Genomic DNA, 24,144 nt, shown 5'->3' with positions numbered 1-24,144 from the left:
GCGGGAAGGGAAGAGAACAATGGCTAAGAAAAGCGCCGTAAACCGCAACGAAGCCGTCAAGGCCCTGGTTGCGAAGTATGCCGCGAAGCGGGACGCCCTGAAGGCTATCGCCAACGACGAGAGCCTGCCGCTGGAGGAGCGTTTCGATGCGCGCCTGAAGCTGGCGGCTCTGCCGCGCAACTCGGCCCCGAGCCGCATTCGCAACCGTTGCGAAGTGACGGGTCGTCCGCGGGCTTATTACCGTAAGCTCAAGATGAGCCGTGTCGCCCTGCGTGAGCTGGGCAACCTGGGTCAGATCCCCGGCCTGACGAAGTCGAGCTGGTAAGGGGAGCGAACAGACATGATGATCAACGATCCCCTGAGCGACATGATCGCTCGCATCAAGAACGCGGCCACCCGCAAGCGTTCGTCGGTGCTCACCCCGGCTTCCCGCCTGCGCCAGCGCGTCCTGGACGTGCTGCAGGACGAGGGCTACATCCGCGGCTATTCGCTGGTTCAAAACCCCGGCGAGTTCCCGCAGTTCGAGATTGAGCTGAAGTACTTCGACGGCCAGCCGGTGATCGCCGAGATCGCCCGCGTGTCGAAGCCCGGCCGTCGCGTCTATTCGGCCATCGGCGATCTGAAGCCGATCAAGAACGGCCTCGGCATCTCGATCCTTTCGACTTCGAAGGGCGTCATGTCCGACGCCGCCGCCCGCGACGCTAACGTCGGCGGCGAAGTCCTGTGCAGGGTCTACTGATATGTCTCGTATCGGCAAGAAAACCATCGCTGTGCCGAAGGGCGTGACTGTCACGCTCAACGGCCAGGACATCACCGTGAAGGGTCCCAAGGGCGAACGCTCCTGGACCGTCGCCGAAGAGATCGAAGTCAAGCAGGAAGGCGACGAACTGTCGCTGACCCCGCGTTCGGACACGCAGCGCGCCAAGGCCATGTGGGGCCTGTCGCGTACCCTGGTCGCCAACATGGTGACCGGCGTGACCGACGGTTTCGAGAAGACCCTGGAACTGGTCGGCGTCGGTTACCGCGCCGCCCTGAAGGGCAAGGATCTCTCGCTGCAGCTCGGCTTCTCGCACGACGTCGACATCGCTCCGCCGGAAGGCGTCACCTTCGCTGTGCCGAAGCAGACCGAGATCAAGATCTCGGGCGCCGACAAGCAAGTCGTTGGTGAAATCGCCGCCGTCATCCGCAAGATGCGTCCGCCGGAGCCGTATAAGGGCAAGGGCGTGCGCTATCAGGGCGAATTCGTCCGGCGCAAGGAAGGCAAGAAGAAGTAAGTCATGGCTCTCTCTCTTCAACAACAAGCCAAGCGCCGCGCCGAGCGCACTCGCCGTCGCCTGAAGGCTGTCGCCAACGGTCGCCTGCGTCTGTCGGTTCACCGTTCGGACAAGAACATCTCGGCCCAGATCATCGACGACGCCCAGGGCGTCACGGTGGCTGCCGCCTCGTCGCTGGAAGGCGGCAAGGGGTCCAAGGGTTCGGACGTCGCAGCCGCTGCCATGATCGGCAAGCTGATCGCCGAGCGCGCCATCGAGAAGGGCGTCACCGACGTCGTCTTCGACCGTGGCGGCTACATCTATCACGGCCGGGTCAAGGCGTTGGCGGAAGCCGCGCGCGAAGCCGGCCTGAACTTCTAAGGGAACGGCAAGCATGGCTCGTGAACCCCAACGCGGCGGCGGCGACCGCAACCGTCGCGACAACCGCAACGCTCCCGTTGATGGTCCGGATTCGGACATCGTCGAGAAGCTGGTGCACATCAACCGCGTCGCCGCCACCGTCAAAGGCGGCCGCCGGTTCTCGTTCGCGGCCCTGATGGTCGTCGGCGACGGCAAGGGCCGCGTCGGCTTCGGTCATGGCAAGGCGCGCGAAGTGCCGGAAGCCATCCGTAAGGCGACCGAAGAAGCCAAGAAGACCATGATCAAGGTTCCGCTGCGCGAGAACCGCACCCTGCACCACGACGGCAATGGCCGTTGGGGCGCCGGCAAGATCATGATGCGTGCGGCGCCTCCGGGCACCGGCGTCATCGCGGGCGGTCCGATGCGTGCAGTCCTCGAAACCCTCGGCGTCCAGGACGTCGTGGGCAAGTCGACCGGCTCGTCGAACCCGTACAACATGATCCGCGCCACCTTCGAAGCTCTGAAGGTCCAGTCGTCGCCGCGCCAGATCGCCTCCAAGCGGGGCAAGAAGGTGTCCGACCTGATGGGCCGCCGCAATGACGGCGCTTCGGCGCCGGAAGCCGTGGAGGGCTGATAGATGGCCAAGACCGAAAACAAGACTGTGACCGTCCGTCAGGTCGGGAGCCCGATCCGCCGCAAGGGCGATCAGCGCGCCACCCTGGTGGGCCTGGGTCTCAACCAGATCGGCCGTGAGTCGACCCTGGAAGACACCCCTTCCGTCCGTGGGATGATCGCCAAGGTCGCCCACATGATCGAAGTGGTCGAGAAGTAAGACGGTTCGCCCTCTCCCGTTCGCGGGGGAGGGCGTTTTCGCTTTATGCAGGAAGCATCTTGCGATGCAGACGCGGGTCGCTTAATCAGCGACCCTTCAATTTTTCCAACGCCGAGTCAGGACCGCCTGGCGGACCTGGCGCTAGAACCCGAAAGGATCAGGCAATGAAACTGAACGAAATCCGCGACAACGAAGGCGCAACCAAGAAGCGCATGCGCGTCGGCCGTGGCCCGGGTTCGGGCAAGGGCAAGACCGCCGGTCGCGGCGTCAAGGGCCAGAACTCGCGTTCGGGCGGCGGCAAGGTCGGCTTCGAAGGCGGCCAGATGCCGCTGTACATGCGTATGCCGAAGCGCGGCTTCAACGTGCCGAACGCGCCCAAGCTGGCTGAAGTCAACCTGTGGCGTCTGCAAGAGGCCATCGACGGCGGCAAGCTGGACGCCAAGGCCGAGATCAACGGCGCGGCCCTGGTCGCCGCCGGCGTGATCCGTCGCGTCAAGGACGGCGTGCGCGTCCTGGGCGAAGGCGAGCTGAAGGCCAAGCTGAACCTGGTGGTCTGGTCGGCCTCGGCCGGCGCCATCAAGGCGGTGGAAGCCGCCGGCGGTTCGGTCAAGCAAGAGCGCATCGAAGCTGAAGCCAAGGCTGCCGCCCGTCTCGAGAAGCGCAATGCGGCTCGCGGCAAGGCCCCGGCGCCGAAGGCTCCGCTGGGCGACGCCAACAAGGTCTCGGCTCGCGCCAAGCGCGCCGCGGCCAAGGCCTAAAATCCGATATCGTCATCCGTCGGGGGCGCGGTTCGCTGCGCCTCCGCCGGGAACGTCCGGACAGGGATGACGATTTTCCGAAAGCGGCCCTCGCAAGAGCGCCGCTTTCCGCCTATCTGAGCACGGGCATGACTATGGTGACCGTGTGGGGAGCGCCTGATGGCTTCGGCCGCTGAACAACTTGCTGCCAATATGAACATGGGCTCGTTCGCCAAGGCGACCGAGCTGCACAAGCGCCTGCTGTTCACGCTGGGCGCGCTGCTGGTCTATCGGATCGGCACCTATGTTCCGATCCCTGGGATCAATGGCGAGGCCTTCCTGGCCTTCTTCCAGAATCCGGATGGCCAACGTGGCATCCTGGACATGTTCAACATGTTCTCGGGCGGCGCTGTCGAGCGCATGGCCGTGTTCGCGCTGAACGTGATGCCCTACATCTCGGCGTCGATCATCGTCCAGCTGATGGGCGCGGTGTATCCGCCGTGGGAGAAGCTGAAGAAGGAAGGCGGCGAGTCGGGCCGCAAGCAGCTGAACCAGTACACCCGCTACCTGACGGTGTTCCTGGCCCTGGCTCAGTCCTTCGGCATCGCGGTGGGCCTGAACGCCCAGCCCGGCCTGATCGACCAGCCCGGCCTGTTCTTCATTATTTCGACGGTCACGGTCCTGACCGGCGGCACCATGTTCCTGATGTGGCTGGGTGAGCAGGTGACGGCGCGCGGCGTCGGCAACGGCATCTCGCTGATCATCTTCGCGGGCATCGTGGCGGTTCTGCCGTCGACGGTGGCGCGGATGCTGGGCCTGGCCCAGCAGGGCCAGATGTCGGCCTTCACCCTGTTCTTCATCGCCATCATGGCGGTGGCGGTCATCGTCTTCATCGTCTTCATGGAACGCGCCCAGCGCCGTCTTCTGATCCAGTATCCGAAGCGCCAGGAAGGCAATCGCATGACGGGCGGCGAGCGCAGCTTCCTGCCGCTGAAGGTCAACACCGCAGGCGTGATCCCGGCCATCTTCGCCTCGTCGCTGCTGATGCTGCCGACGACGGTGGCTCAGTTCACGGCGAACGCGAACCTGCCTGAGTGGATGAGCTGGCTGCCGCTGGTGACGGCGCAGCTGACGCACGGCAAGCCCGTGTTCATGGTGCTGTACGCCGCCCTGATCATCTTCTTCTGCTTCTTCTACACCTCGATCACCTTCAATCCCGAGGACACGGCCGAGAACCTGCGCAAGTACGGCGGCTTCCTGCCGGGGATCCGTCCGGGCAAGCGGACGGCCGAGTATCTGGACTACGTGCTGACCCGCCTGACGGTGATCGGCGCCGGCTATATCACCGCCGTCTGCCTGCTGCCGGAGTTCATGATCAGCAGCCTGGGCAACGCCGTGTATTTTGGCGGCACGTCCATCCTTATCGTGGTCTCGGTGACGATGGACACGGTCGCCCAGATCCAGTCGCACCTGCTGGCTCACCAGTATGAGGGCCTGATCAAGAAGGCCAAGTTGCGCGGCCGTGGCCGGGGCGGTTCCGCTCCTGCCCGTCGCTGATCGGGTAGGGGGCCCGAAGACATAATGAACCTGATCCTGTTCGGGCCGCCTGCGGCCGGCAAGGGCACCCAGGCCAAGCGGCTGGTCGAAGGGCGCGGCATGGTCCAGCTCTCGACCGGCGACATGCTGCGCGCGGCGATCGCTTCCGGCTCCGAGCTGGGCCTTAAGGTCAAGGACGTGCTGGCGCGCGGCGACCTCGTCACCGACGAGATCGTCATCGCACTGATCGAAGCCCGTCTGCCGGAAGCTGAAGCTGCCGGCGGGGCTATCTTCGACGGCTTCCCCCGCACGGTGGCCCAGGCGGAAGCGCTGGACGCCATGCTGGCCAAGCGCGGCGCCAAGATCGATAGCGTCATCCGCCTGAAGGTCGACGACGCCGCCCTGACCGATCGGATCGGCAAGCGGTTCGCCGAGCAGGGCCGCCCTGACGACAACCCCGAGACCTTCAAAGACCGGCTGGCCGTCTACAACCGCCAGACCGCGCCGCTGCTTCCCTACTACGAAGGCCAAGGCAAGCTGACCGAGGTGGACGGCATGGGCGACATCGGCGCCGTGGCCGCCGCCATCGACGCGGCGCTGGACGCTTGATCGTACGGGCGGTCTGATCTCCTCGACTTCTGAAGCGTTAGCTTTCGGAAGCCTGTGCGGGAGAGACGGTTGCGACCGGAACGAATGAAACAATGGCGCTGGGGCGCAGCGGGGCTTGTGGCTCTTCTGCACCTCGGCGCCTTTGTGCTTTTGGGCGTAGGGCGGCCCGCGACGACCTTCGACGCGCCGCCGCCGCTCATCATTGTCGACCTGGTCCCGTTCGACCGTCCTGAGCCGCCACCGCCTCCCCCTGTTGAGCCGGCCGTGACCCAAGGGGGCGGAGCGCCCGCGGCCGCCTCGACCGTGCGTCCCCCGCGTCCGCGGCCCGCGCCGCCTCCGCCCGAAATCGTCGCGCCCCCGCGCCCGGCCCCTGAACAGCCTCTGGTCGTCGGCGCGGCGCCCGAGCCGGGTCCGACGCCGGGCCAAGGTCAGGGCGGGCAGGGGACGGGTAGCGGCGGCGGCAGCGGTTCCGGCTCGGGACCCGGAGTCGGTGACGGGCCGCCGCGTATCATTCGCGGCCCCACCGTAGGCGAACTCAGGACGCTGCATCCTCCTGAAGCCTTCCGCCAGCGGCGGGGAGGGCGGGCGACGCTGGCCTGCCGCGTCCGCCTGGACACCACCCTAAGCGACTGCCGCCTGGTGGACGAAGCGCCCCCTGGGATGGGATTCGGTCAAGCGGCTCTTGCGGCCTCGCGATATTTCCGCTTTCGTCCTCCGACGCAGAACGGAGCGCCGATTGATGGTCGAGAGGTCCGGGTGGGGGTTGAATGGCCCTGAACCATCCTGCTCACGGCGCTTGCCCGTTGACGCATCGGGAATCCCCTGTATAAGGGCGGCCTTCCGCGAAGGGCGTACACGCTCCTGGTCTGTTGACCGGAGCGGTTTCTGCGTCTGATTAACGCGTACTTGGAGAATTTCGTGGCCCGTATCGCAGGCGTCAACATTCCGACCAACAAGCGCGTTGAAATCGCGCTTCAGTACATCCACGGCATTGGCGCGCACAACGCCAAGGAGATCACGGCCAAGATCGGCATCGAGCCGGCTCGCCGCGTGAACCAGCTGACCGACGCGGAGATCCTGCAGATCCGCGAAGCCATCGACCGCGACTACACCGTCGAAGGCGACCTGCGTCGTGAGACCTCGATGAACATCAAGCGTCTGATGGACCTGGCCTGCTATCGCGGCCTGCGTCACCGTAAGGGCCTGCCGGTCCGCGGCCAGCGCACCCACACCAACGCTCGCACCCGCAAGGGTCCGGCCAAGCCGATCGCCGGCAAGAAGAAGTAAGAGAGAGGCCTGACCGATGGCTAAGGAACCGGGTCGCGTTAAGCGCCGCGAACGCAAGAACATCACCTCGGGCGTCGCCCACGTGAATGCTTCGTTCAACAACACCATGGTGACCATCACCGACGCTCAAGGGAACGCGATTTCCTGGTCGTCGGCCGGCCACATGGGCTTCAAGGGCTCGCGCAAGTCGACGCCGTACGCCGCTCAGATGGCTGCGGAAGACGCTGGCAAGAAGGCCGCCGAGCACGGCGTCAAGACGCTGGAAGTGAACGTCTCGGGTCCGGGTTCGGGCCGTGAGTCGGCCCTGCGCGCCCTGCAGGCCGTCGGCATGACGATCACGACCATCCGCGACGTGACGCCGATGCCGCACAACGGCTGCCGTCCGCCGAAGCGCCGTCGCGTCTAAGGTTCACGCCGCCTACCCCTTCTCCCGGCGGCTCCTGTTGTTCTGAACGTGAGAACACGGAGCCGCCGAAACCCGTTCGAGGGACTTTATGATCGAAAGAAACTGGCAAGAGCTGATCCGTCCCGAGAAACCGCAAGTCGAGGGCGGGTCTGACCCGCAGCACAAGGCGCGTCTGATCGCCGAACCTCTCGAGCGCGGTTTCGGTGTGACGCTCGGCAACGCGCTTCGTCGCGTTCTGCTGTCTTCGCTTCAAGGCGCGGCGGTCACGGCCATTCAGATCGACGGCGTTGTTCACGAGTTCTCGTCGCTGGAAGGCGTTCGCGAGGACGTCGTCGACATCGTTCTGAACATCAAGCAACTGGCCCTGCGTATGCACGCAGAAGGTCCGAAGCGGATGACGCTGCGCGCCACGGGCCCCGGCCCGGTGACGGCGGCTCAGATCGAGCTGCCGGCTGACATCGAGGTGCTGAACCCGGATCACGTGATCTGCACCCTGGATGACGGCGCCTCGGTCCGCATGGAACTGACGGTCCAGAACGGCAAGGGCTACGTCGCCGCCGAACTGAACCGCCCGGAAGACGCTCCGATCGGCCTGATCGCCGTCGACGCCCTGTATTCGCCGGTGAAGCGCGTCGCCTATCGCGTCGAGCCGACCCGTCAGGGCCAGTCGCTGGACTACGACAAGCTGATCCTGGAAGTTGAAACCAACGGCGCCGTCTCGCCGGTTGACGCCGTGGCCTACGCCGCGCGCATCCTGCAAGACCAGCTGCAGATCTTCATCACCTTCGATGAGCCGACCAAGGCTGTCGAGCAGTCGGACGGCAAGCCCGAACTGCCCTTCAACCCGGCCCTGCTGAAGAAGGTGGACGAGCTGGAGCTGTCGGTCCGTTCGGCCAACTGCCTGAAGAACGACAACATCGTCTACATCGGCGACCTGATCCAGAAGACCGAGGGCGAAATGCTTCGCACCCCGAACTTCGGCCGCAAGTCGCTGAACGAGATCAAGGAAGTTCTGGCGTCCATGAGCCTGAGCCTCGGCATGGATGTGCCGAACTGGCCGCCGGAAAACATCGAAGATCTGGCCAAGAAGTTCGACGACCAGATCTGATCATTAACCCCTCCGCCCAGGTCCCGCGTGGATCGGTTGGGGCGGTTAGAATGAGAGGCCCCAGGTCTCGTCCGCAAAGTAGGGACGAGAAACCAGGGTCGAGTAGGAGAGACCCCGATGCGCCACGGCGCCGCCTATCGCAAGCTCGGCCGTACGGCCAGCCACCGCCAGGCCATGTTCGCCAACATGGCCGCCTCGCTGATCAAGCACGAGCAGATCACGACGACTCTGCCCAAGGCGAAGGAACTGCGTCCCTTCGTCGAGAAGCTGGTCACCCTGGCCAAGAAGGGCGACCTGCACGCTCGTCGTCAGGCCATCAGCGCCGTTCGCGACGTGCCGCAAGTCGGCAAGCTGTTCGAGACCCTGGCTCCTCGTTACGCCGAGCGTAACGGCGGCTACATCCGCATCATGAAGGCGGGCTTCCGTCACGGCGACAACGCCGCGATGGCCGTCATCGAGTTCGTGGATCGCGACGTCGAGGCCAAGGGCATGGACTCTGGTCCGGTCTTCGCCATCGAGGGCGACGACGAAGCCTGATTTCAGGCTTCATCGCTGGAATGCCGAAAGGGCGGCCGGAGCGATCCGGTCGCCCTTTTTGTTTTCTGGCGCTGGGCAGGGCGCGATCTCGGGCCGGACTGTGGGTAACTGCAACGCGGGGCATTTTAGGTCGGCGGGCAAATTGCGTCCCTGACGCGAAAACGCCAAGCTGCCGCCAAGCCTCGCAGAAGGCTGAGAGTGAACGCATCAGGAGATTCCATGACCCGTCCGCCCGCCGTGCTTGCGGCCAGCCTGGCCATTCTGGCTCTGTCTTCCGTCAGCGCCCTGGCGCTGGAGGCCGGTTCGGCCCCGGCGGCGATAGTCGCCCAGGCAGCGCCCGTGCGCGGGCTGACCACCCCGCTGGAGGCTTTCGGCCATGAGGTGGGGGCGGACTATCATCTGATCACCTACACCCAGTTCGAGCGCTATCTGCACACCCTGGCCGGCCAGTCGGACCGGATGAAGCTGCTGGAGATCGGCAAGTCCTCCGAAGGGCGGACGCAATATCTCTCGGTCGTTTCCTCGCCGCAGAACCTGGCGAACATTGACCGCTACCAGGAGATCGCGCGGCGCCTGGCCAAGGCCGAGGGCGTCAGCGAGGACGAGGCCCGCGCCCTGGCTGCCGAGGGCAAGGCCGTGGTCTGGATCGACGGCGGCCTGCACTCCACCGAAACCGTGCCGCCCCAGGCCCTGATCGCCGCCCTCTATGAATGGCTGACGGCCGAGGACGCCGAGGCAAGGCGGATCCTGGACGACGTGGTCATCCTGTTCGCCCCGCTGAACCCGGACGGATGGGAACTGGTCTCGACCTGGTATATGCGCAACGAGGACCCGCTGAAGCGCGAATACGCCTCTATTCCTCGGCTGTATCAGAAGTACGTCGGGCACGATAACAACCGCGACTACTACCTGTCGGCGATGGCGGAGACGACCAACGTCAACCGGCAGTTCTTCCGCGAGTGGTTCCCGCAGATCATCTATAATCACCACCAGACGGCGCCGGCGGGGACTGTGGTCTTCATGCCGCCGTTCCGCGACCCCTTCAACTACAACTATGACCCCCTGGTCATGAGCACCCTTTCTGAGGTCGGGGCCGCCATGCACAGCCGCCTGATTGAAGAGGGCAAGCCCGGCTCTACCATGCGCAGCGGGGCTAGCTATTCGACGTGGAACAACGGGATGGAGCGCTCCGTCACCTACTTCCACAACGCCGTCGGCCTGCTGACCGAGATCACCGGCCATCCGACGCCCAGCCAGATCAGCCTGATCCCGGACAACCAGCTGCCGCGCAACGACCTGCCCATGCCGGTGGCGCCGCAAACCTGGCATTTCGCCCAGTCGATTGATTACTCGCAGTCGATCAACCGCGCGGTGCTGAACTACGCCTCGCGCAACAAGGACCGGGTGCTGTTCAACATCTGGCGCATGGGCCAGAACGCCATCGATAAGGGCAATGCCGACACCTGGCGGGTCACGCCCTCGGCGATCGACGCCCTGAACGCGGCGGCGGGCGACAACGCTCGCCGAGTCGATCCCGGCCTGTATGACAGCGTCCTGCGCGATCCGGCCCGGCGCGATCCGCGCGCCTATGTCATCCCGGCGGACCAGGCCGACCTGCCCACCGCCGTCGCCTTCCTGAACAGCCTGATCAAGACCGGCGTGGACGTGGAGCGGGCGACGCGCGCCTTCACCATCGGGGCTAAGACCTATCCGGCGGGCTCGTATGTGGTGAAGACCGCCCAGGCCTATCGCCCGCATGTGCTGGACATGTTCGAGCCGCAGGACCACCCGCACGACCTGCAGTATCCGGGCGGCCCGCCCAAACTGCCTTATGACGCGACCGGCTACACCCTGGCGATGCAGATGGGCGTTCAGTTCGACCGCATCCTGGACGGCTTCGAGGCGCCGACCGAGCGCGTCGCCGACGTCATGGCCCCGCCGCCGGGCCGCATCGAGGGGACGGGCCGCGCGGGCTGGCTGATCGATCACGCGCCGATCAACGGCTACATCCTGACCAACCGCCTGCTGGCGGCGGGCGTGCCCGTCTATTGGCAGGAAGGCGAAACCCGCGCGGGCCGCACGACCCTGCCGCCCGGCGCCCTGTGGATCCCGGCCGACGACAAGGCCCGCCCGATCGTCGAGGCGGCCGTGCGCGACCTGGGCCTGAACGCTCACGCCGTGGCCCGGGCCCCAGGCGGTGACCGCGTCGCCCTGAAGCCGGTGCGTGTCGGGCTGGTCGACCGCTACGGGGGCTCGATGGCCTCGGGCTGGACCCAGTGGATGCTGGAGCAGTTCGAATATCCGTTCGAGGTCATCTATCCCCAGCGCCTCGACGCCGGCGACCTGAACAAGGATTTCGACGTTCTGGTCTTCGCCTCGGACATGATCCCGGCCGACCTGGCCGCCTCGGCGCAGCGTGAGCAGCCGGCGCCCGAGAGCATTCCCGCTGAATACCGCGGCTGGCTGGGCCACATCACCGCCGAGAAGACGGTGCCACAGATCGACGCCTTTGCGCGGGCGGGCGGCAGCGTGGTGACCATCGGCTCGGCCCACCGACTGGCCGCCGCCATGGGCGCGCCGGTGCAGGACGTGCTGACGGGAACGGACGGCAAGCCTCTGGCCTCGACGGATTTCTTCATTCCGGGCGCGGTGATGCAAACCGAGGTCGATACCAGCCGTCCGCTGACCTTCGGGGCACCGTCGCGGATGAACGTCTTCTTCAACCGTAATGCGGGCTTCCGTCATGCGGGCGAGGGGGCGTCGATGGTGCGCTATCCGCAGAAGGTCGAGGTTTCCAGCGGCTGGGCGATCGGGGCGGACAGACTGTCGGGCGCCGATGCGGTGCTGGATCTGGAGCACGGCGAGGGCCGGGTGATCGTTCTGGGGCCCGACGTGGTGAACCGGGCTCAGGCGCGGGCTTCCTCGCGCCTGCTGTTCAACGCTCTGTTCTACGGACCGGCCGTGACGGGGGCTGACGACTAAGCCTCCGCACAGATGCAAATGAAAAGGCCGCCCGATTCGCTCGGGCGGCCTTTTTGTTCGGCGAAAGCCGTCGGTTCAGCTTTCCGTGACGTCGCCCTGGGCCGCTTTCGCTGCCCGCTTGCGCCCGTAAACGAAGTAGACGCCCAGGCCGACCACGTTCCAGATCACGAACCAGATCTGCGTACTCTGCGGCAGGCTGGCCAACAGATACAGGCAACCTGCGATGGCGATCGGGCCGACGATCCAGCCCAGGGGCGTGCGGAAGCCGCGCGGCATGTCCGGCGAGCGGCGCCGCAGGATCAGCATGCACAGGGCCACGGCGCTGAACGCCACCAGGGTGCCGGCGTTGGCCAGGGCCACGATCTCTTCCAATGGGAAGAACAAGGCGATCGTCCCGACCACGCAGGCGGTGAAGACGGTGATCCGGACCGGGGCGCCGCCCTTGGACACGCGAGCCAGACCACGCGGCAGCAGTCCGTCGCGCGCCATGACGAAGAAGATGCGGCTTTGGCCGTAGAAGAAGGCCAGGATCACCGTCGGCAGCGTCAGCACCGCCGTAACCGCCAGGAAGTGAGCCGCGCCGGGCTGGTTGATTTCGCGCAGGATCAGGGCCAGCGGCTCGGGGCTGTTGGCGAAGCGGGTGAAGGGCGTCGCGCCCAGGGCTACGGTGGCGATGATGGTGTAGATCGCCGCACAGGCCAGCATGGAGCCGACGATGCCGATGGCCAGGTCGCGCTTGGGATTGCGCGTCTCCTCGGCCGCCGTGGCGATGGCGTCGAAGCCGTAGAAGGCCGAGAAGATGATGGCCGCCGCCGCCATGACGCCGCGCTCGACGCCATCCGGTCCCATTTGGCGAGCGAAGCCGTACGGGCTGAAGGGCTCCAGGTTGGCGGCGTTGAAATGGGGCAGGGCGGCCCAGACGAACAAGGCCAGCGCCGACAGCTTCACCGCCACCAGCAGCAGGTTCAGCGTGGCGCTCTTCTTGGCGCCCGTCAGGAGCAGGGCCCCCACCGCCACAATGATGAACAACGCGGGAATGTTGGCGATCCCGCCAGCATGCGGTCCTTGCATCAGGGCCATCGGCAGGCCCAGCCAGTCGCGCAACAGGGGCGCGGCGTAGCCAGCCCAGCTGACAGCTACGGCGCTGACCACCAGGCTGTATTCCAGGATCAGGCTCCAGCCGATGATCCATCCGGCGGCCTGGCCCAGTACGACGCGGGAGTAGGTATAGGCGCTGCCCGAAGCCGTCACCGTGCTGGCCATTTCGGCGTAGCACATGGCGGCGCAGGCGCAGACGAAGCCGGCGATCAGGAACGACAGCAGGACGGCGGGGCCCGCCTTGTCCGCACCAATGCCGATCAGCGTCAGGATGCCTGTGCCGACGATCGCGCCCACGCCCATGGCCAACAGATGCGGCCAACTGAGGTTTCGCGCGAGGCTCTGGCCGCCTGAGTCTGCGTTGGAGCGCGGTTGCGCGTCGGGGCCGCCCATCGTGGATCCTATCTGGGAGTGCGTAATGGCAGGGGGTTTGCTGTGGATAGGCGGCCATTACAAGGGTCCGTGGCGGCTCTGTCGGACCTGCGGCCCGAATTTCTGATCCGAAGGCGGAATTCTCGTCACGATTTCTGCGCTGAAACGGCACGAAACCGAGGCTGATCCGTCACCGCCTTGCGCAAGCTTCTGCCCCGCTTTTCGCTATCCCTCGCCGCCGGGCAGGAGGGGCGTCGACGTCATCCGTCGGCAAAGACCGTCTCCCGCCGCAGCTATTTGACCCAACCGGTGGAACGATGATGAACAGCAGCTTCAAGACCCTGCTCGTGGTGGCGGCCAGCACCCTGGCCTTGGCGGCCTGCGGCGGCTCCGCCGAGGTGGCCTCGCCGGGCGAAGGCGATTTCGGCAATGGCGGCGGCGGCAACCCCGGCGGTCCGGGCACGCCGGGTACGGGCCAGGCGGCGGCGGATTGCCCGACCGGCTTCGCTAACGTCGGCACCATCGCCAACAACACCCTGCGCAACTGCCAGCTGCCGCAGCAGATCAACGGCTCGCTGACGGTGCCGCTGCGCGCCGGCACCATCTATTCGATCTCGGGCCGCACGGCGGTGGGCACGGACGGGGGCGTCGACGCCTCGGCCAACTCCGGCACGCAAGGCATTCTGACGGTCGAGCCGGGCGTGACCATCTTCGCCTCGGGCGGCGGCGACTATCTGCTGGTCAACCGCGGCTCGCAGATCTACGCCGAGGGCACGGCCGCCCAGCCGATCATCTTCACCAGCCGCCAGAACGTCGAAGGCACGACCAACGAGAACTCGCACGGCCAGTGGGGCGGCATCGTCATCGCCGGCCGCGCGCCGCAAGCCAACTGCCAGCTGACCGCCCCGGTCACCTGCACCGGCCAGGTCGAAGGCACCAACGCCTTCTACGGCGGCGGCAACGCCAACGACAACTCGGGCCGTCTGCGTTACGTCCAGATCCGCTACTCGGGCTTTGAAATCTCGACGGGCAACGAGCTGCAGGCCCTCACCTTGGCGGGCGTCGGCGCCGGCACCACCATCGAATACGTCCAGTCCTTCAATTCGTCGGACGACGGCATCGAAATCTTCGGCGGCAACGTCAACCTGAAGCACATCGTCATCAACGGCGCTGACGACGACGCCTTCGACACCGACACCGGCTGGCGCGGCGGCGCCCAGTTCGGCATCGTGACCCAGCGCGCCCCGAACGCGACCAGCCGCTCGGCGGGCTTCGAGTTTTCGGCCGCTCCGGCCTCGACGCCGCTGGCCCAGCGCTACAACTCGCAGCCGAAGATCGCCAACTGGACGCTGGTGGGCCGCAATTCGCCGACCGACGCCCACACTGTCGCCCACTTCGACACGGGCACGAAGGCGACCGTGGTCAACTCGGTCTTCACCAGCGTGTCCGGCTCGCTGTCCGGGTGCCTGGACATCGCCGACGCCGACACCGCCAGCGTGAACCCGGTGTTCAACTCGGTCTTCATGTCCTGCGGCATCTCCTACCGCGCCAGCGGCGCCGCTCGTTCGGAGCCGATCTTCACGGCCGGTTCGAACAACACGGTCAAGGGGACCTCGACCCTGGCCGCCCCGACCTCGGGCGTCACCATCACCAACCAGACCCTGACCTTCATCAACGGCGCCAACGAGACCGCCGTGACCCCGGTCAAGGCCTCGAGCGTCCACGCCGCCTTCACCGACACCGACTACATCGGCGCCGTGAAGAACGCTTCGGACACCTGGTGGCAGGGCTGGACCTGCGGCCTGACGGCCAACCTGAAGTGCTGATGAACCCTCTGGCGAGGCGGCGGTCCGAAAGGGCCGCCGCCGACCCATTGAGCGTCCAGCCTCTCTCGACCTTCGCAAGGCAGCCGAACATGAAGAACAAGACCCTGACCCGTAACGGGGTGCTGCTGGCCAGCAGCGCCCTCGTCGCCGCATTCGGCGCGCCCAGCCTCGCGCTCGCCCAGGCTGTCGCACAGACGGCCGCCCCCGCCGCCGCCGTGGCGTTGAGCACTGAACTGCCCGCCGATCCGGAGAGCCCGGATCAGGTGTCGCAAACCCCGGCCACCCAGCTGGGCGACATCGTCGTTCTGGGCCGCAACATCCCGCAGGAGAATCGCCAGAGCGCCGAAGTGGCTGCTTTCCTGACCTCCGAGGACCTGCAACGCACCGGCGATTCCACCGCCGCGGCCGCCCTGACCCGCGTGACCGGCCTGTCGATCGTCGATGGCCGCTTCGTCTATGTGCGCGGCCTCGGCGAGCGCTATTCCTCGGCCCTGCTGAACGGCTCGCCGTTGCCCAGCCCCGAGCCCCTGCAGCGCGTGGTGCCGCTGGACCTGTTCCCCTCCAGCATCCTGGCGGGCGTGACGGTTCAGAAGTCCTATTCCCCCAACTATCCCGGCGAGTTCGGCGGCGGGGTCATCGACCTGCGCACCGTAGACGCCCCGGCCGATCCCTTCCTGACCTTCAAGGTCGGCGTCGGCGGCAACACCGAGACCACCGCGCGCGACAATCTGGTCTACTACGGCTCGGACACCGACTGGACCGGCTTCGACGACGAGACGCGCAAGGTTCCGGGCCAGATCGCCCAGGCCTTCCGCCTCGGCAAGCAGATCAACCTGGCCAACTTCTCGGCCTCTGAAGTGCAGGCCATGGGCCGTTCGCTGGTCAATGCGCCGCTGCGCCTGATGCAGCGCCAGCAGACGCCGGTCGACGGAAGCCTGGAACTGGCGGGCGGCTTCCGTACGCCGACCGAGATCGGCGACCTGGGCGTCATCGCCGTCGCCGGCTACGACAACTCCTGGCGCACCCGTCAGGCGATCCAGGAAGAGGGCCAGTTCCAGGGCGACGACCTGGTGCCGGTGTCGACCTTCGACGTCGAGTCGAACCAGAACGACGTGCGCCTGAACTTCCTGGGCGGTCTGTCGCTGACGACCGACGATCATGAGGTGAAGTGGACCAACCTCTACGTTCGCACCACGACCAAGCGCGCGCGCACCTCGGCCGGGCCGGACTTTGACGCCGGCGGCAGCGTGATCCGCAACGATTACACCGAGTGGTTCGTGCGCCAGCTGTTCACCAGCCAGTTGGCCGGCGAGCACTACTTCGGCGCCGACGGCGAGTGGAAGCTGGACTGGCGTGCGGCCTACGCCACGACGTCGCGCGACGCCCCTTATGAATCGCGCTTCCAGTACGGCGTGGACGCTCAGGACCGCTTCATCCACAACGTCCAGGGCAATCAGATCTCGTTCAGTGAACTGGACGACGAAGTCTGGTCCGGCGGCGTGGACCTGGCCTACAAGCTGCCGATGGCGGCGGGCCGCGAGGCGACCATCAGCGTCGGCGCCTCGACCCTGGACAACACCCGCTCGGCCGAGCGTCACGACCTGCAGTTCGAGGCCGTCAACGGCCTGACCGACAGCCAGCGGCACTCGCGGATCGACTATCTGTTCTCGGACTTCAACATCAATCCGTGGACCCTGCAGCTGCGTGAGATCGCCGGCTCGAACGGCGCCAACGCCTACGACGCCGACATGAAGGTCAACGCGGTTTACGCCATGGTCGACGCCGAGTTCGTGCCGACCGTGCGCACCACCTTCGGCGTCCGCTTCGAGGACGGCCAGCAGAGCGTGACCCCGCGCGACCTGTTCGGCGGCACGACGTCCTATGACGCGACGGAGATCGAGGAGCAGTACTGGCTGCCGTCGTTCACGGCGACGTGGAACTTCACCGAAGACCAGCAGCTGCGCTTCGGCGCGTCGAAGACCATCGGCCGTCCGCAGTTCCGCGAGCTGGCGCCCCAGGCCTATACGGACCCGGAAAGCGACCGCGTCTTCATCGGCAACCCGTATCTGACCGACACCGAAATCCTGAACCTGGACGCGCGCTGGGAATGGTATTTCGGCCGCCAGCAGTTCGTGACGGCGGGCGTCTTCTACAAGAAGCTGGACAAGCCGGTCGAGGCGGTGATCGTCGACGTCGGCAACCAGCGGCAGCAGACCTTCCTGAACGCGCCGGAAGCGACGGTCATGGGCGTCGAGGTCGAGGTGAAGAAATACTTCGAGTTCGCCGACCAGCCGTCCTTCATCTCCAACAAGCGCTGGCTGGTGCAGGCCAACTACACCTGGTCAGACTCTGACGTCTCGGTGGGCGAGGGCGACACCGTCATCACCCTGGGCGGCGGCGGACGTCCCGAACAGGCGGCCTTCTTTATTCAGGACGGCAGCCGTCTGCAAGGCCAGTCGGAACACGTCGCCAATCTGCAACTGGGCTGGGAAGACGACACGGCCCGCTCGCAGGCGACCTTCATCCTGAACTACGTCTCGGAGCGGATCACCGCACGCGGCGCAGGCGTCGGCACGGCGCGCGAGCCGGATTACCTGCAGGAGCCGGGGGCCTTCCTCGACTTCGTCTATCGCAAGGACTTCACCGTGAAGGGCCGCGACCTGGGCTTCGCCCTGGAGCTGCGCAACCTGCTCGGGACGGACTTCGAGGAGTATCAGGAGAAGGGCAACCGGATCCGCATCAACCAGTACGACCTGGGCCAGAGCGCCTCGGTCAGCCTGACCGCCCGCTTCTAAGCGGCGGCAACGCCGGACAATCAAGCCGGGAGGTCCTCAGCGGTCTCCCGGCTTTTTTCATTGCCTCCTCTGACGAGAGCGGTGGGTGACGATTACGCGTCATTTCATCCGAACCCGCTTCATATGTCGTGACAAATTCTCGGCGCTGTCATGGTTCGGAGCGGGCCGGGTACGGAGCATCCGCCTAGGGAGGCATGGCGGCCGCGAGAGGCCGTGGGGGATGTCTTCCTTGCTCGCTGGCCTTCGCAAATTGAGCGCCGTTTCGTTGGGCAAGGGCGGCCTGCCCCTTCGCCGTCCGCCGCTGCGGCGCGCGGTCGAGGCGGCGCTGATCCTTGTGCTTCTGGTGCAGGGCGGGCGGGTGATCTGGCTGTTTGCGGCGCCGACCCCGGAAGCGCCGCAGGCGCGGCCCCTGCCGGACATCGACCTGGGCGTGCTGTCGCGCTTCGACGCCTTCTTCCGCAACGGCGGCGGCGGGGCCGAGGCGGCGCCGTCGGATGGCGGCGGCCTGACCCTGTTCGGGGTGCGCGCGGACGGTGCGGGCGGCGGCTCGGCCATCATCGGCCTGGCGGACGGCCGCCAGGTTTCGGTCGGCGCAGGCGAGGAACTGGAGCCGGGGCTTAAGCTGACCTCGGTCGCCGCTGATCACGTCATGCTGTCGCGCGGCGGCGCGCCGTTCCGACTCGATTTTCCCGACATGGCGTCCGGCGTTGCGCCAGCAGCGCCTTCGACAACCGTACAACCGGCAGCCGCGGCGTCCGAACCGACCTCGGCCGAGGGGGCGGTGGTCGATCCTCAGCGCCTGATCGCTCAGGCGGGGCTGCGGCCGCGCATCCAGGGGCTGGGGATCAACGGCCTGACCGTCTCCGCCTCGGGCGACGGGGGCGAGCTTCGCAACGCCGGCCTGCGCTCGGGCGATGTCATCCTGTCGGTCAACGGCACGGCCCTGAACAGCCCGCAGGCGCTCGCCGCCCTGCGCGGCCAGCTCGCCGACGCTCCCTCGGCCCAGATCCAGTTCGAGCGCGACGGCCAAGTCCGCTCCACCACCGTAAGGACGCGTCCATGAAGGCTCGCAGCCGCTCTCTGCTCACCGGCGTTCTGGCCGCCGTCCTGGCGGTTCAGCCGCTGGCCGCCGCACCTGTGATGGCCCAAGTCGGAGCACAGGAGGCGCGTCAGACGCTGAACGTCCAGAACGCCGACATCCGCGCCTTCGTGCAGGATGTGGCGCGCACGACAGGCCGCACCTTCATCGTCGATCCAGCGGTGACCGGCACGGTGACGGTGTCCAGCCCGAGGCCCCTGACCCGCACCCAGCTGTTCGAGGTCTTCCTGTCGACCCTGCGAGCCAACGGCCTGGTGGTGACGCCGACGTCGTCGGGCGCCTATCGCATCAGTCCGGCCCAGGGCGCGGCGCAGGGTCCGGCAACCGTCGGCGCCGAGCGCTTCTCGACCGAGGTCTTCACCCTTCGCCACATCGACGCCGCCTCGGCCGCCGAGACGATCCGGCCGCTGGTCGGGGCGCAGGGGCAGGTGCTGGCCAATCCCGGCGCCAACAGCGTGGTGGTGGCCGACTTCGCCGACAACCTGGCGCGCATCCGGGCGCTGGTGGGGCGCATCGACGTGGACCGTTCCGCCTATGAGGTGGTGGCGCTGGAGAACGCCTCGGCGCGCGAGATCGCGGGCGTGCTGCAACAGGTGACGGGCGGCCCCGGCGGTCCGGGTCTGGTGACGATCACGCCGGTCGAAAGCTCCAACGCCTTGGTGCTGCGCGGCGACGGCCAGGCGCTGGCGCGGGTGCGCGGCCTGATCGCCGATCTGGACGGCCGGGCGCGGGCCAGCCAGGACGTCAACGTCGTGTTCCTGGAGCACGCCGACGCCGAGCAGTTGCTGCCGGTCCTGCAGCAGATCGTGGGCCAGCCTGCCGATGCGGCCACGCCGTCGTCTCCGCGTCTCCGCACCGCCCGCGCCGGGGCGACCAATACGACCAGCGGCATGGGGCAGGGCGGCCTGACCACGACCGGCGAGGGCGACAGCGGGCCGATCGGCTCGACCTCCGTGACCGCCACCGGCCAGCGCGCCACCATCGCCCGCTTCCCCGGCGCGAACGCCTTGGTCATCTCCGGCCCGGCGGACCTGCAACGCACTTTGACCGAGGTGATCCGCCAGCTGGACGTGCGCCGCCAGCAGGTGCTGATCGAGGCCATCGTCGTCGAACTGAGCGACAAGGCCGTGCGCGACCTGGGCGTGCAATGGCTGATGGCCGGGGAACAGGGCGTCGGCCTGACCAACTATTCCGACCGCGCCGCGCCATTGGTCCCCATCGCGGGCGGGGCGGCGGCCGGTCAGCTCGACAAGGACGATCCTCTGCGCGAGCGGCTGCAGAACCTGGCCCTGAACAGCCTGCTGGGCGCCAACGGCTTCGTCGGCGGTGCGGGCGGCAAGTGGGGCGACGGCCTGTTCGGCTTCATCATCAATGCGGCCAAGACCGACGCGGGCTCCAACCTGCTGCAGACCCCGTCGATCATGACGCTGGACAACGAAGAGGCGACCTTCCTGGTCGGGCAGGAGGTGCCGATCACCACCGGCCAGACCATTCTGGACGGCAACTCCAACCCCTTCACCACGACCGAGCGCAAGGACATCGGGGTGCGCCTGACGGTGCGGCCCCAGATCAACGCCGGCGGCTCCATCACCCTGACGCTGCGGCAGGAGGTGTCGAGCATCAACGGCCTGCTGACCAGCGGCGCTAACGACCTGATCCTCGACAAGCGCGAGTTGGAGACGACGCTGGTCGTCGATGACGGCGACATCGCCGTGGCGGGCGGCCTGCTGGACCAGAACGACCGCCTGGAGATCAGCAAAGTGCCCGGTCTGGGCGATCTTCCGGGCGTCGGCGCCCTGTTCCGCTCGACCAGCCGCGAGCGGGGGCGGACCAATCTGATGGTCTTCCTGCGCCCGACCATCCTGCGCACGTCTGCTGACGCACAGGGGCTGGCGGCGGACCGCTGGGGCTATATGCGCGGCGAGCAGCAGCGGGTTCACCCCGATCGCGAGCCCAGCCTCGACGCCCTGCTGCGCGACTATATGCAGGCCCAACCGCCCGCCGCGCCTGCCGCAGGCGAGCCTTTGGTCATCGCTCCCGCAGCGCCGGTCGCGGCCCAGCCGCTGCCGCCCGTGACGGGGGCTGCCCGGTGATCACCGTCGTCGATCCGCGCCTGCCTTACGGTTTCGCCAAAACCCACGGCGTCCTGCTGCTGGCGGCGGGCGAGGTGATGGCGGTCGGGGTGCGCGAGGGCGCCGACCCTCTGGCTCTGGTCGAGGCGCGCCGCGCGCTGGGTCGCCCGCTGGAGGCGACGCCGTTCAGCGCCGCCGCCTACGACCGCAAGCTGTCGGAAGTCTACGCCGGGGAGCAGCTCACGGCCGCCGACGGCGACGACCTGTCCTTGCCGGTGGGCCTCGACAGTCTGGTGGACGACATTCCGGCGGCGGCGGACCTGCTGGACGCCACAGACGACGCGCCGGTCATCCGCCTGATCAACGGCGTCATCGCCGAGGCGGCCCGCATCGGCGCCTCGGACGTGCATCTGGAAAGCTATGAGACGCGGCTGCTGGTGCGGATGCGGGTGGACGGGGTGCTGCGCGAGGCGCTGAGCCTGAACCCGCGCGTGGCGCCGCTGCTGGTGTCGCGCATCAAGGTCATGGCGCGGCTCGACATCGCCGAGAAGCGCAAGCCGCAGGACGGTCGCATCCCCCTGACGCTGGGCGGCAAGTCGCTGGACGTGCGCGTCTCGACCCTGCCGTCGCGGGCGGGCGAGCGGGTGGTGCTGCGGATTCTGGACAAGGATCAGGCCGGGCTGACGCTGGACCGGCTGGGCATGGACCCGGCGGCGCTGGAGGCCTTCCGCCATGCGCTGGCCGAGCCGAACGGCATCATCCTCGTCACCGGGCCGACCGGCTCGGGCAAGACCACCAGCCTCTATGCCGGGCTGTCGCTGCTGAACGACGGCTCGCGCAACATCCTGACGGTCGAGGATCCGGTCGAATACGCCATGGAGGGCGTGGGCCAGACCCAGGTGAACCCCAAGGTCGGCATGACCTTCGCCGCCGGTCTGCGCGCCATCCTGCGCCAGGATCCGGACGTGGTGATGGTCGGCGAAATCCGCGACACGGAGACGGCGTCCATCGCCGTTCAGGCCTCCCTGACCGGTCACCTGGTGCTGTCGACGGTTCACACCAACGACGCGGCCGGGGCGGTGACGCGCCTGCGCGACATGGGGGTCGAGCCCTTCCTGCTGGCCTCGACCCTGCGGCTGGTGGTGGCGCAGCGGCTGGTGCGGCGCCTGTGCCCGCACTGCCGGATCGAGGAGACGGCGGACAAGGCCACAGCGCGGTTGATCGGCGCCGAGGAAGGCGTGCGCGTTTGGCGGCCGCACGGCTGCGCCGACTGCGGCTCGACCGGCTATGTCGGGCGCATCGGCCTTTATGAGACGCTGACGGTGGACGAGAAGGTGCGCCGCCTGATCGCCTCGGGCGCCGACGAAGACGCCGTGTTCGACGCCGCCTTTGCGCGCGGCGGGACGCTGGCCGATCGGGCGCGGGCGCTGGTGCTGGACGGCGTCACCTCGGTCGAGGAGGCCCTGCGCGTGGCGCGTCAGGAGACGGCCGCCGAAGAGGTCGCGGCCTGATGGCGGCCTTCGACTACATCGCCGCCGACGCCATGGGGCGCACGGTCAGCGGCTCCCTGACCGCCACCGACGAAGCCGCCGCGCGCAAGGCGCTGGCGAAGCGTCAGTTGGCCCCGTTGCAACTTTCGCCCGGTCGTTCGGGCGCGGTCGCCGCTCCGTCGAAGGTCGGCAAAGTCGGGCGGCTGTCGCCCAAGACGCTGGCGCTGACCACGCGGCAGCTGGCGACGCTGATTTCCGTCTCTCCGCTGGAAGAGGCGTTGCGCAACCTGATGCTTCAGGCTGACCGGCCGAACGTCCGCCGGGTGCTGGAAGGCGTCCATGCCGGGGTGATCGAGGGGCGGCGCCTGTCCGACGCCATGGGCCAGCAGGGCGCGGCCTTTCCGCCGCTGTATCGCGCGATGACGGCGGCGGGCGAGCAGTCCGGCGCGCTGCAACCCATCCTCGAACGGCTGGCCGATGGGCTGGAGCGCGACGAGCAGGTGCGCGGCAAGGTGCTGACGGCGCTGGTCTATCCGTGCGTGCTGGCGGTGGTGGCGCTGGGCGTCATCGTCGCCATGATGACCTACATCGTGCCCAAGGTGGTCGATCAGTTCGATAGCATGGGCCAGACCCTGCCGCTGCTGACGCGGCTGGTCATCGGCCTGTCGGATCTGATGCGCGACTGGGGCTGGCTGATCCTGTTGACGCTGTCGGCCGTCGCCGCCGCCGGGCTGATCGCGCGGCGGCGCGAGGCGGTGCGGCTGAGGCTGGACGCCTGGGTGCTCAGGCTGCCGCTGGTGGGGCGGCTGACGCGCGACCTGCACGGGGCGCGCATGGCCCGCACCCTGTCGACCATGATCGCGGCGGGCCTGCCGGTCCTGGAGGGGCTGACGATCACCGCCCGCACCGTATCCAACCGCGCCCTGCGCCGCGCCACCGAACAGATGGCCGAGGCCGTGCGCGAGGGCGGGGGCCTGTCGGCCGCCATGCGCCGCGCCGAGGTCTTCCCGCCCATCCTGGTCTACATGACCGCATCCGGCGAAAGCAGCGGTCGGCTGGAGCCCATGCTGGAGCGCGCCGCCGACTATCTCGAGCGCGAGTTCTCCAACTTCACCGCCGTGATGCTCAGCCTGCTGGAGCCGGCGATCATCGTGGTCATGGGCGGGATCGTCGCCGTGATCGTGCTGTCGATCCTGCTCCCCATCCTTCAGATCAACACCCTGGCCTTGGGGTGAGGAGACCTTCCATGCGCAGCGAAGAAACTCAGGACAAGCGTCGGAAACGTCAGGGTTTCACCCTGGTCGAGCTGATGGTCGTCATCGTCATTATCGGCCTGTTGGCGACGGTGGTGGCGATCAACGTCCTGCCTAGTCAGGACAAGGCGATGGTCGGCAAGGCGCGGGCCGACATCTCGGTGCTGGAGCAGGCGGTGGAGACCTATCGCCTCGACAACCTGACCTTCCCGACGGACCAGCAGGGCTTGAAGGCCCTGACAGCGCCGCCCGCTGATCTGGCGCGGCCGGAGCGCTATCGCCAGGGCGGCTATGTCCGCCGCCTGCCGGAAGACCCGTGGGGCAACCCCTACCAGTACCGCCGCCGCAGCGCGCACGGCGGCCAGTTCGACATCTGGTCCTTCGGCGCCGACGGTCAGGAAGGGGGCGAGGGGAATGACGCCGACATCGGCAACTGGCAGGGCTGACCGGGCTCGGTCGGCGCGCGCACAATGCGCTCATGTAGAGAGCCGC

The 24,144-nt window shown here is 67.4% G+C and carries 23 protein-coding genes; 22 read left to right on the top strand and 1 reads right to left on the bottom strand.

Annotated features, from left to right (window positions below):
• The first annotated feature begins 19 nt into the window (after positions 1-19).
• From rpsN to H9656_RS05115, 15 genes are all read left to right on the top strand, one after another.
• On the top strand, positions 20-325 hold the full coding sequence (rpsN, locus tag H9656_RS05185) for a 30S ribosomal protein S14 (protein WP_191743156.1): 306 nt from the start codon (positions 20-22) through the stop codon (positions 323-325).
• A 15-nt stretch (positions 326-340) separates the two neighbouring features.
• Entirely contained in the window at positions 341-739 is a 399-nt protein-coding gene (gene rpsH, locus H9656_RS05180; protein WP_191743155.1) for a 30S ribosomal protein S8, read from the top strand.
• 1 nt (position 740) lies between these two features.
• Positions 741-1,274, top strand: coding sequence for a 50S ribosomal protein L6 (rplF, locus tag H9656_RS05175; RefSeq protein ID WP_024353168.1), 534 nt, complete (start codon positions 741-743; stop codon positions 1,272-1,274).
• 3 nt (positions 1,275-1,277) lie between these two features.
• Positions 1,278-1,634, top strand: a complete 357-nt coding sequence (rplR, locus tag H9656_RS05170; protein ID WP_025978150.1) for a 50S ribosomal protein L18 — start codon at positions 1,278-1,280, stop codon at positions 1,632-1,634.
• Positions 1,635-1,647: 13 nt separating this feature from the next.
• Positions 1,648-2,247, top strand: a complete 600-nt coding sequence (gene rpsE, locus H9656_RS05165; RefSeq protein ID WP_024353167.1) for a 30S ribosomal protein S5 — start codon at positions 1,648-1,650, stop codon at positions 2,245-2,247.
• A gap of 3 nt (positions 2,248-2,250) precedes the next feature.
• Positions 2,251-2,445, top strand: a complete 195-nt coding sequence (rpmD, locus tag H9656_RS05160) for a 50S ribosomal protein L30 (RefSeq protein ID WP_191743154.1) — start codon at positions 2,251-2,253, stop codon at positions 2,443-2,445.
• Between the two features lie 164 nt (positions 2,446-2,609).
• Complete coding sequence (gene rplO, locus H9656_RS05155) at positions 2,610-3,203, top strand: 50S ribosomal protein L15 (RefSeq protein WP_025978148.1); 594 nt, start codon at positions 2,610-2,612, stop codon at positions 3,201-3,203.
• 159 nt (positions 3,204-3,362) lie between these two features.
• Positions 3,363-4,739 (top strand): preprotein translocase subunit SecY, encoded by a 1,377-nt coding sequence (secY, locus tag H9656_RS05150; protein ID WP_191743153.1) that lies wholly within the window; start codon positions 3,363-3,365, stop codon positions 4,737-4,739.
• A 24-nt stretch (positions 4,740-4,763) separates the two neighbouring features.
• Positions 4,764-5,327: an adenylate kinase gene (locus H9656_RS05145; protein ID WP_191743152.1), complete on the top strand. Its 564-nt coding sequence runs from the start codon at positions 4,764-4,766 to the stop codon at positions 5,325-5,327.
• A gap of 84 nt (positions 5,328-5,411) precedes the next feature.
• Positions 5,412-6,104 (top strand): energy transducer TonB, encoded by a 693-nt coding sequence (locus H9656_RS14310; protein ID WP_191743151.1) that lies wholly within the window; start codon positions 5,412-5,414, stop codon positions 6,102-6,104.
• A gap of 141 nt (positions 6,105-6,245) precedes the next feature.
• Entirely contained in the window at positions 6,246-6,614 is a 369-nt protein-coding gene (rpsM, locus tag H9656_RS05135; RefSeq protein ID WP_024353161.1) for a 30S ribosomal protein S13, read from the top strand.
• Between the two features lie 16 nt (positions 6,615-6,630).
• Positions 6,631-7,020, top strand: coding sequence for a 30S ribosomal protein S11 (rpsK, locus tag H9656_RS05130; RefSeq protein WP_003164390.1), 390 nt, complete (start codon positions 6,631-6,633; stop codon positions 7,018-7,020).
• 88 nt (positions 7,021-7,108) lie between these two features.
• Positions 7,109-8,128 (top strand): DNA-directed RNA polymerase subunit alpha, encoded by a 1,020-nt coding sequence (locus H9656_RS05125; protein WP_024353160.1) that lies wholly within the window; start codon positions 7,109-7,111, stop codon positions 8,126-8,128.
• Positions 8,129-8,245: 117 nt separating this feature from the next.
• A complete protein-coding gene (rplQ, locus tag H9656_RS05120) occupies positions 8,246-8,665 on the top strand; it encodes a 50S ribosomal protein L17 (RefSeq protein ID WP_191743150.1) in 420 nt (139 codons plus the stop codon).
• 219 nt (positions 8,666-8,884) lie between these two features.
• Positions 8,885-11,647 carry a M14 family metallopeptidase gene (locus H9656_RS05115; RefSeq protein ID WP_191743149.1) on the top strand — a complete coding sequence of 921 codons (2,763 nt, stop codon included), beginning with the start codon at positions 8,885-8,887 and terminating at the stop codon, positions 11,645-11,647.
• 75 nt (positions 11,648-11,722) lie between these two features.
• On the opposite strand, the gene H9656_RS05110 is transcribed toward H9656_RS05115, so the two are convergent.
• A complete protein-coding gene (locus H9656_RS05110) occupies positions 11,723-13,138 on the bottom strand; it encodes an amino acid permease (protein WP_191743148.1) in 1,416 nt (471 codons plus the stop codon).
• Positions 13,139-13,437: 299 nt separating this feature from the next.
• Here H9656_RS05110 and H9656_RS05105 point away from each other — a divergent pair, with 299 nt between their 5' ends.
• From H9656_RS05105 to gspG, 7 genes are all read left to right on the top strand, one after another.
• Positions 13,438-14,943 carry a hypothetical protein gene (locus H9656_RS05105; RefSeq protein WP_191743147.1) on the top strand — a complete coding sequence of 502 codons (1,506 nt, stop codon included), beginning with the start codon at positions 13,438-13,440 and terminating at the stop codon, positions 14,941-14,943.
• Between the two features lie 89 nt (positions 14,944-15,032).
• Positions 15,033-17,738: a TonB-dependent receptor domain-containing protein gene (locus H9656_RS05100; protein ID WP_191743146.1), complete on the top strand. Its 2,706-nt coding sequence runs from the start codon at positions 15,033-15,035 to the stop codon at positions 17,736-17,738.
• Between the two features lie 250 nt (positions 17,739-17,988).
• Positions 17,989-18,801 carry a type II secretion system protein N gene (locus tag H9656_RS05095; protein ID WP_225212229.1) on the top strand — a complete coding sequence of 271 codons (813 nt, stop codon included), beginning with the start codon at positions 17,989-17,991 and terminating at the stop codon, positions 18,799-18,801.
• The gene (gene gspD / locus H9656_RS05090; protein WP_191743144.1) at positions 18,798-20,930 is read left to right on the top strand and encodes a type II secretion system secretin GspD; all 2,133 of its coding nucleotides are present in this window, start codon (positions 18,798-18,800) and stop codon (positions 20,928-20,930) included. The genes H9656_RS05095 and gspD overlap by 4 nt, the downstream gene beginning before the upstream one ends.
• A complete protein-coding gene (gene gspE / locus H9656_RS05085) occupies positions 20,927-22,420 on the top strand; it encodes a type II secretion system ATPase GspE (RefSeq protein WP_191743143.1) in 1,494 nt (497 codons plus the stop codon). Before gspD ends, gspE begins: the two co-directional genes overlap by 4 nt.
• Positions 22,420-23,634, top strand: a complete 1,215-nt coding sequence (gene gspF, locus H9656_RS05080; protein ID WP_191743142.1) for a type II secretion system inner membrane protein GspF — start codon at positions 22,420-22,422, stop codon at positions 23,632-23,634. The genes gspE and gspF overlap by 1 nt, the downstream gene beginning before the upstream one ends.
• Before the next feature lie 11 nt (positions 23,635-23,645).
• Positions 23,646-24,098: a type II secretion system major pseudopilin GspG gene (gene gspG / locus H9656_RS05075; protein WP_191743141.1), complete on the top strand. Its 453-nt coding sequence runs from the start codon at positions 23,646-23,648 to the stop codon at positions 24,096-24,098.
• The last annotated feature ends 46 nt before the right edge of the window (positions 24,099-24,144 follow it).

This window comes from Brevundimonas guildfordensis (genome assembly GCF_014836405.1).
Taxonomy (GTDB): domain Bacteria; phylum Pseudomonadota; class Alphaproteobacteria; order Caulobacterales; family Caulobacteraceae; genus Brevundimonas; species Brevundimonas guildfordensis.
Note: the sequence above shows the minus strand (reverse complement) of the source record. Positions and strands in the feature narration are given on the sequence as shown.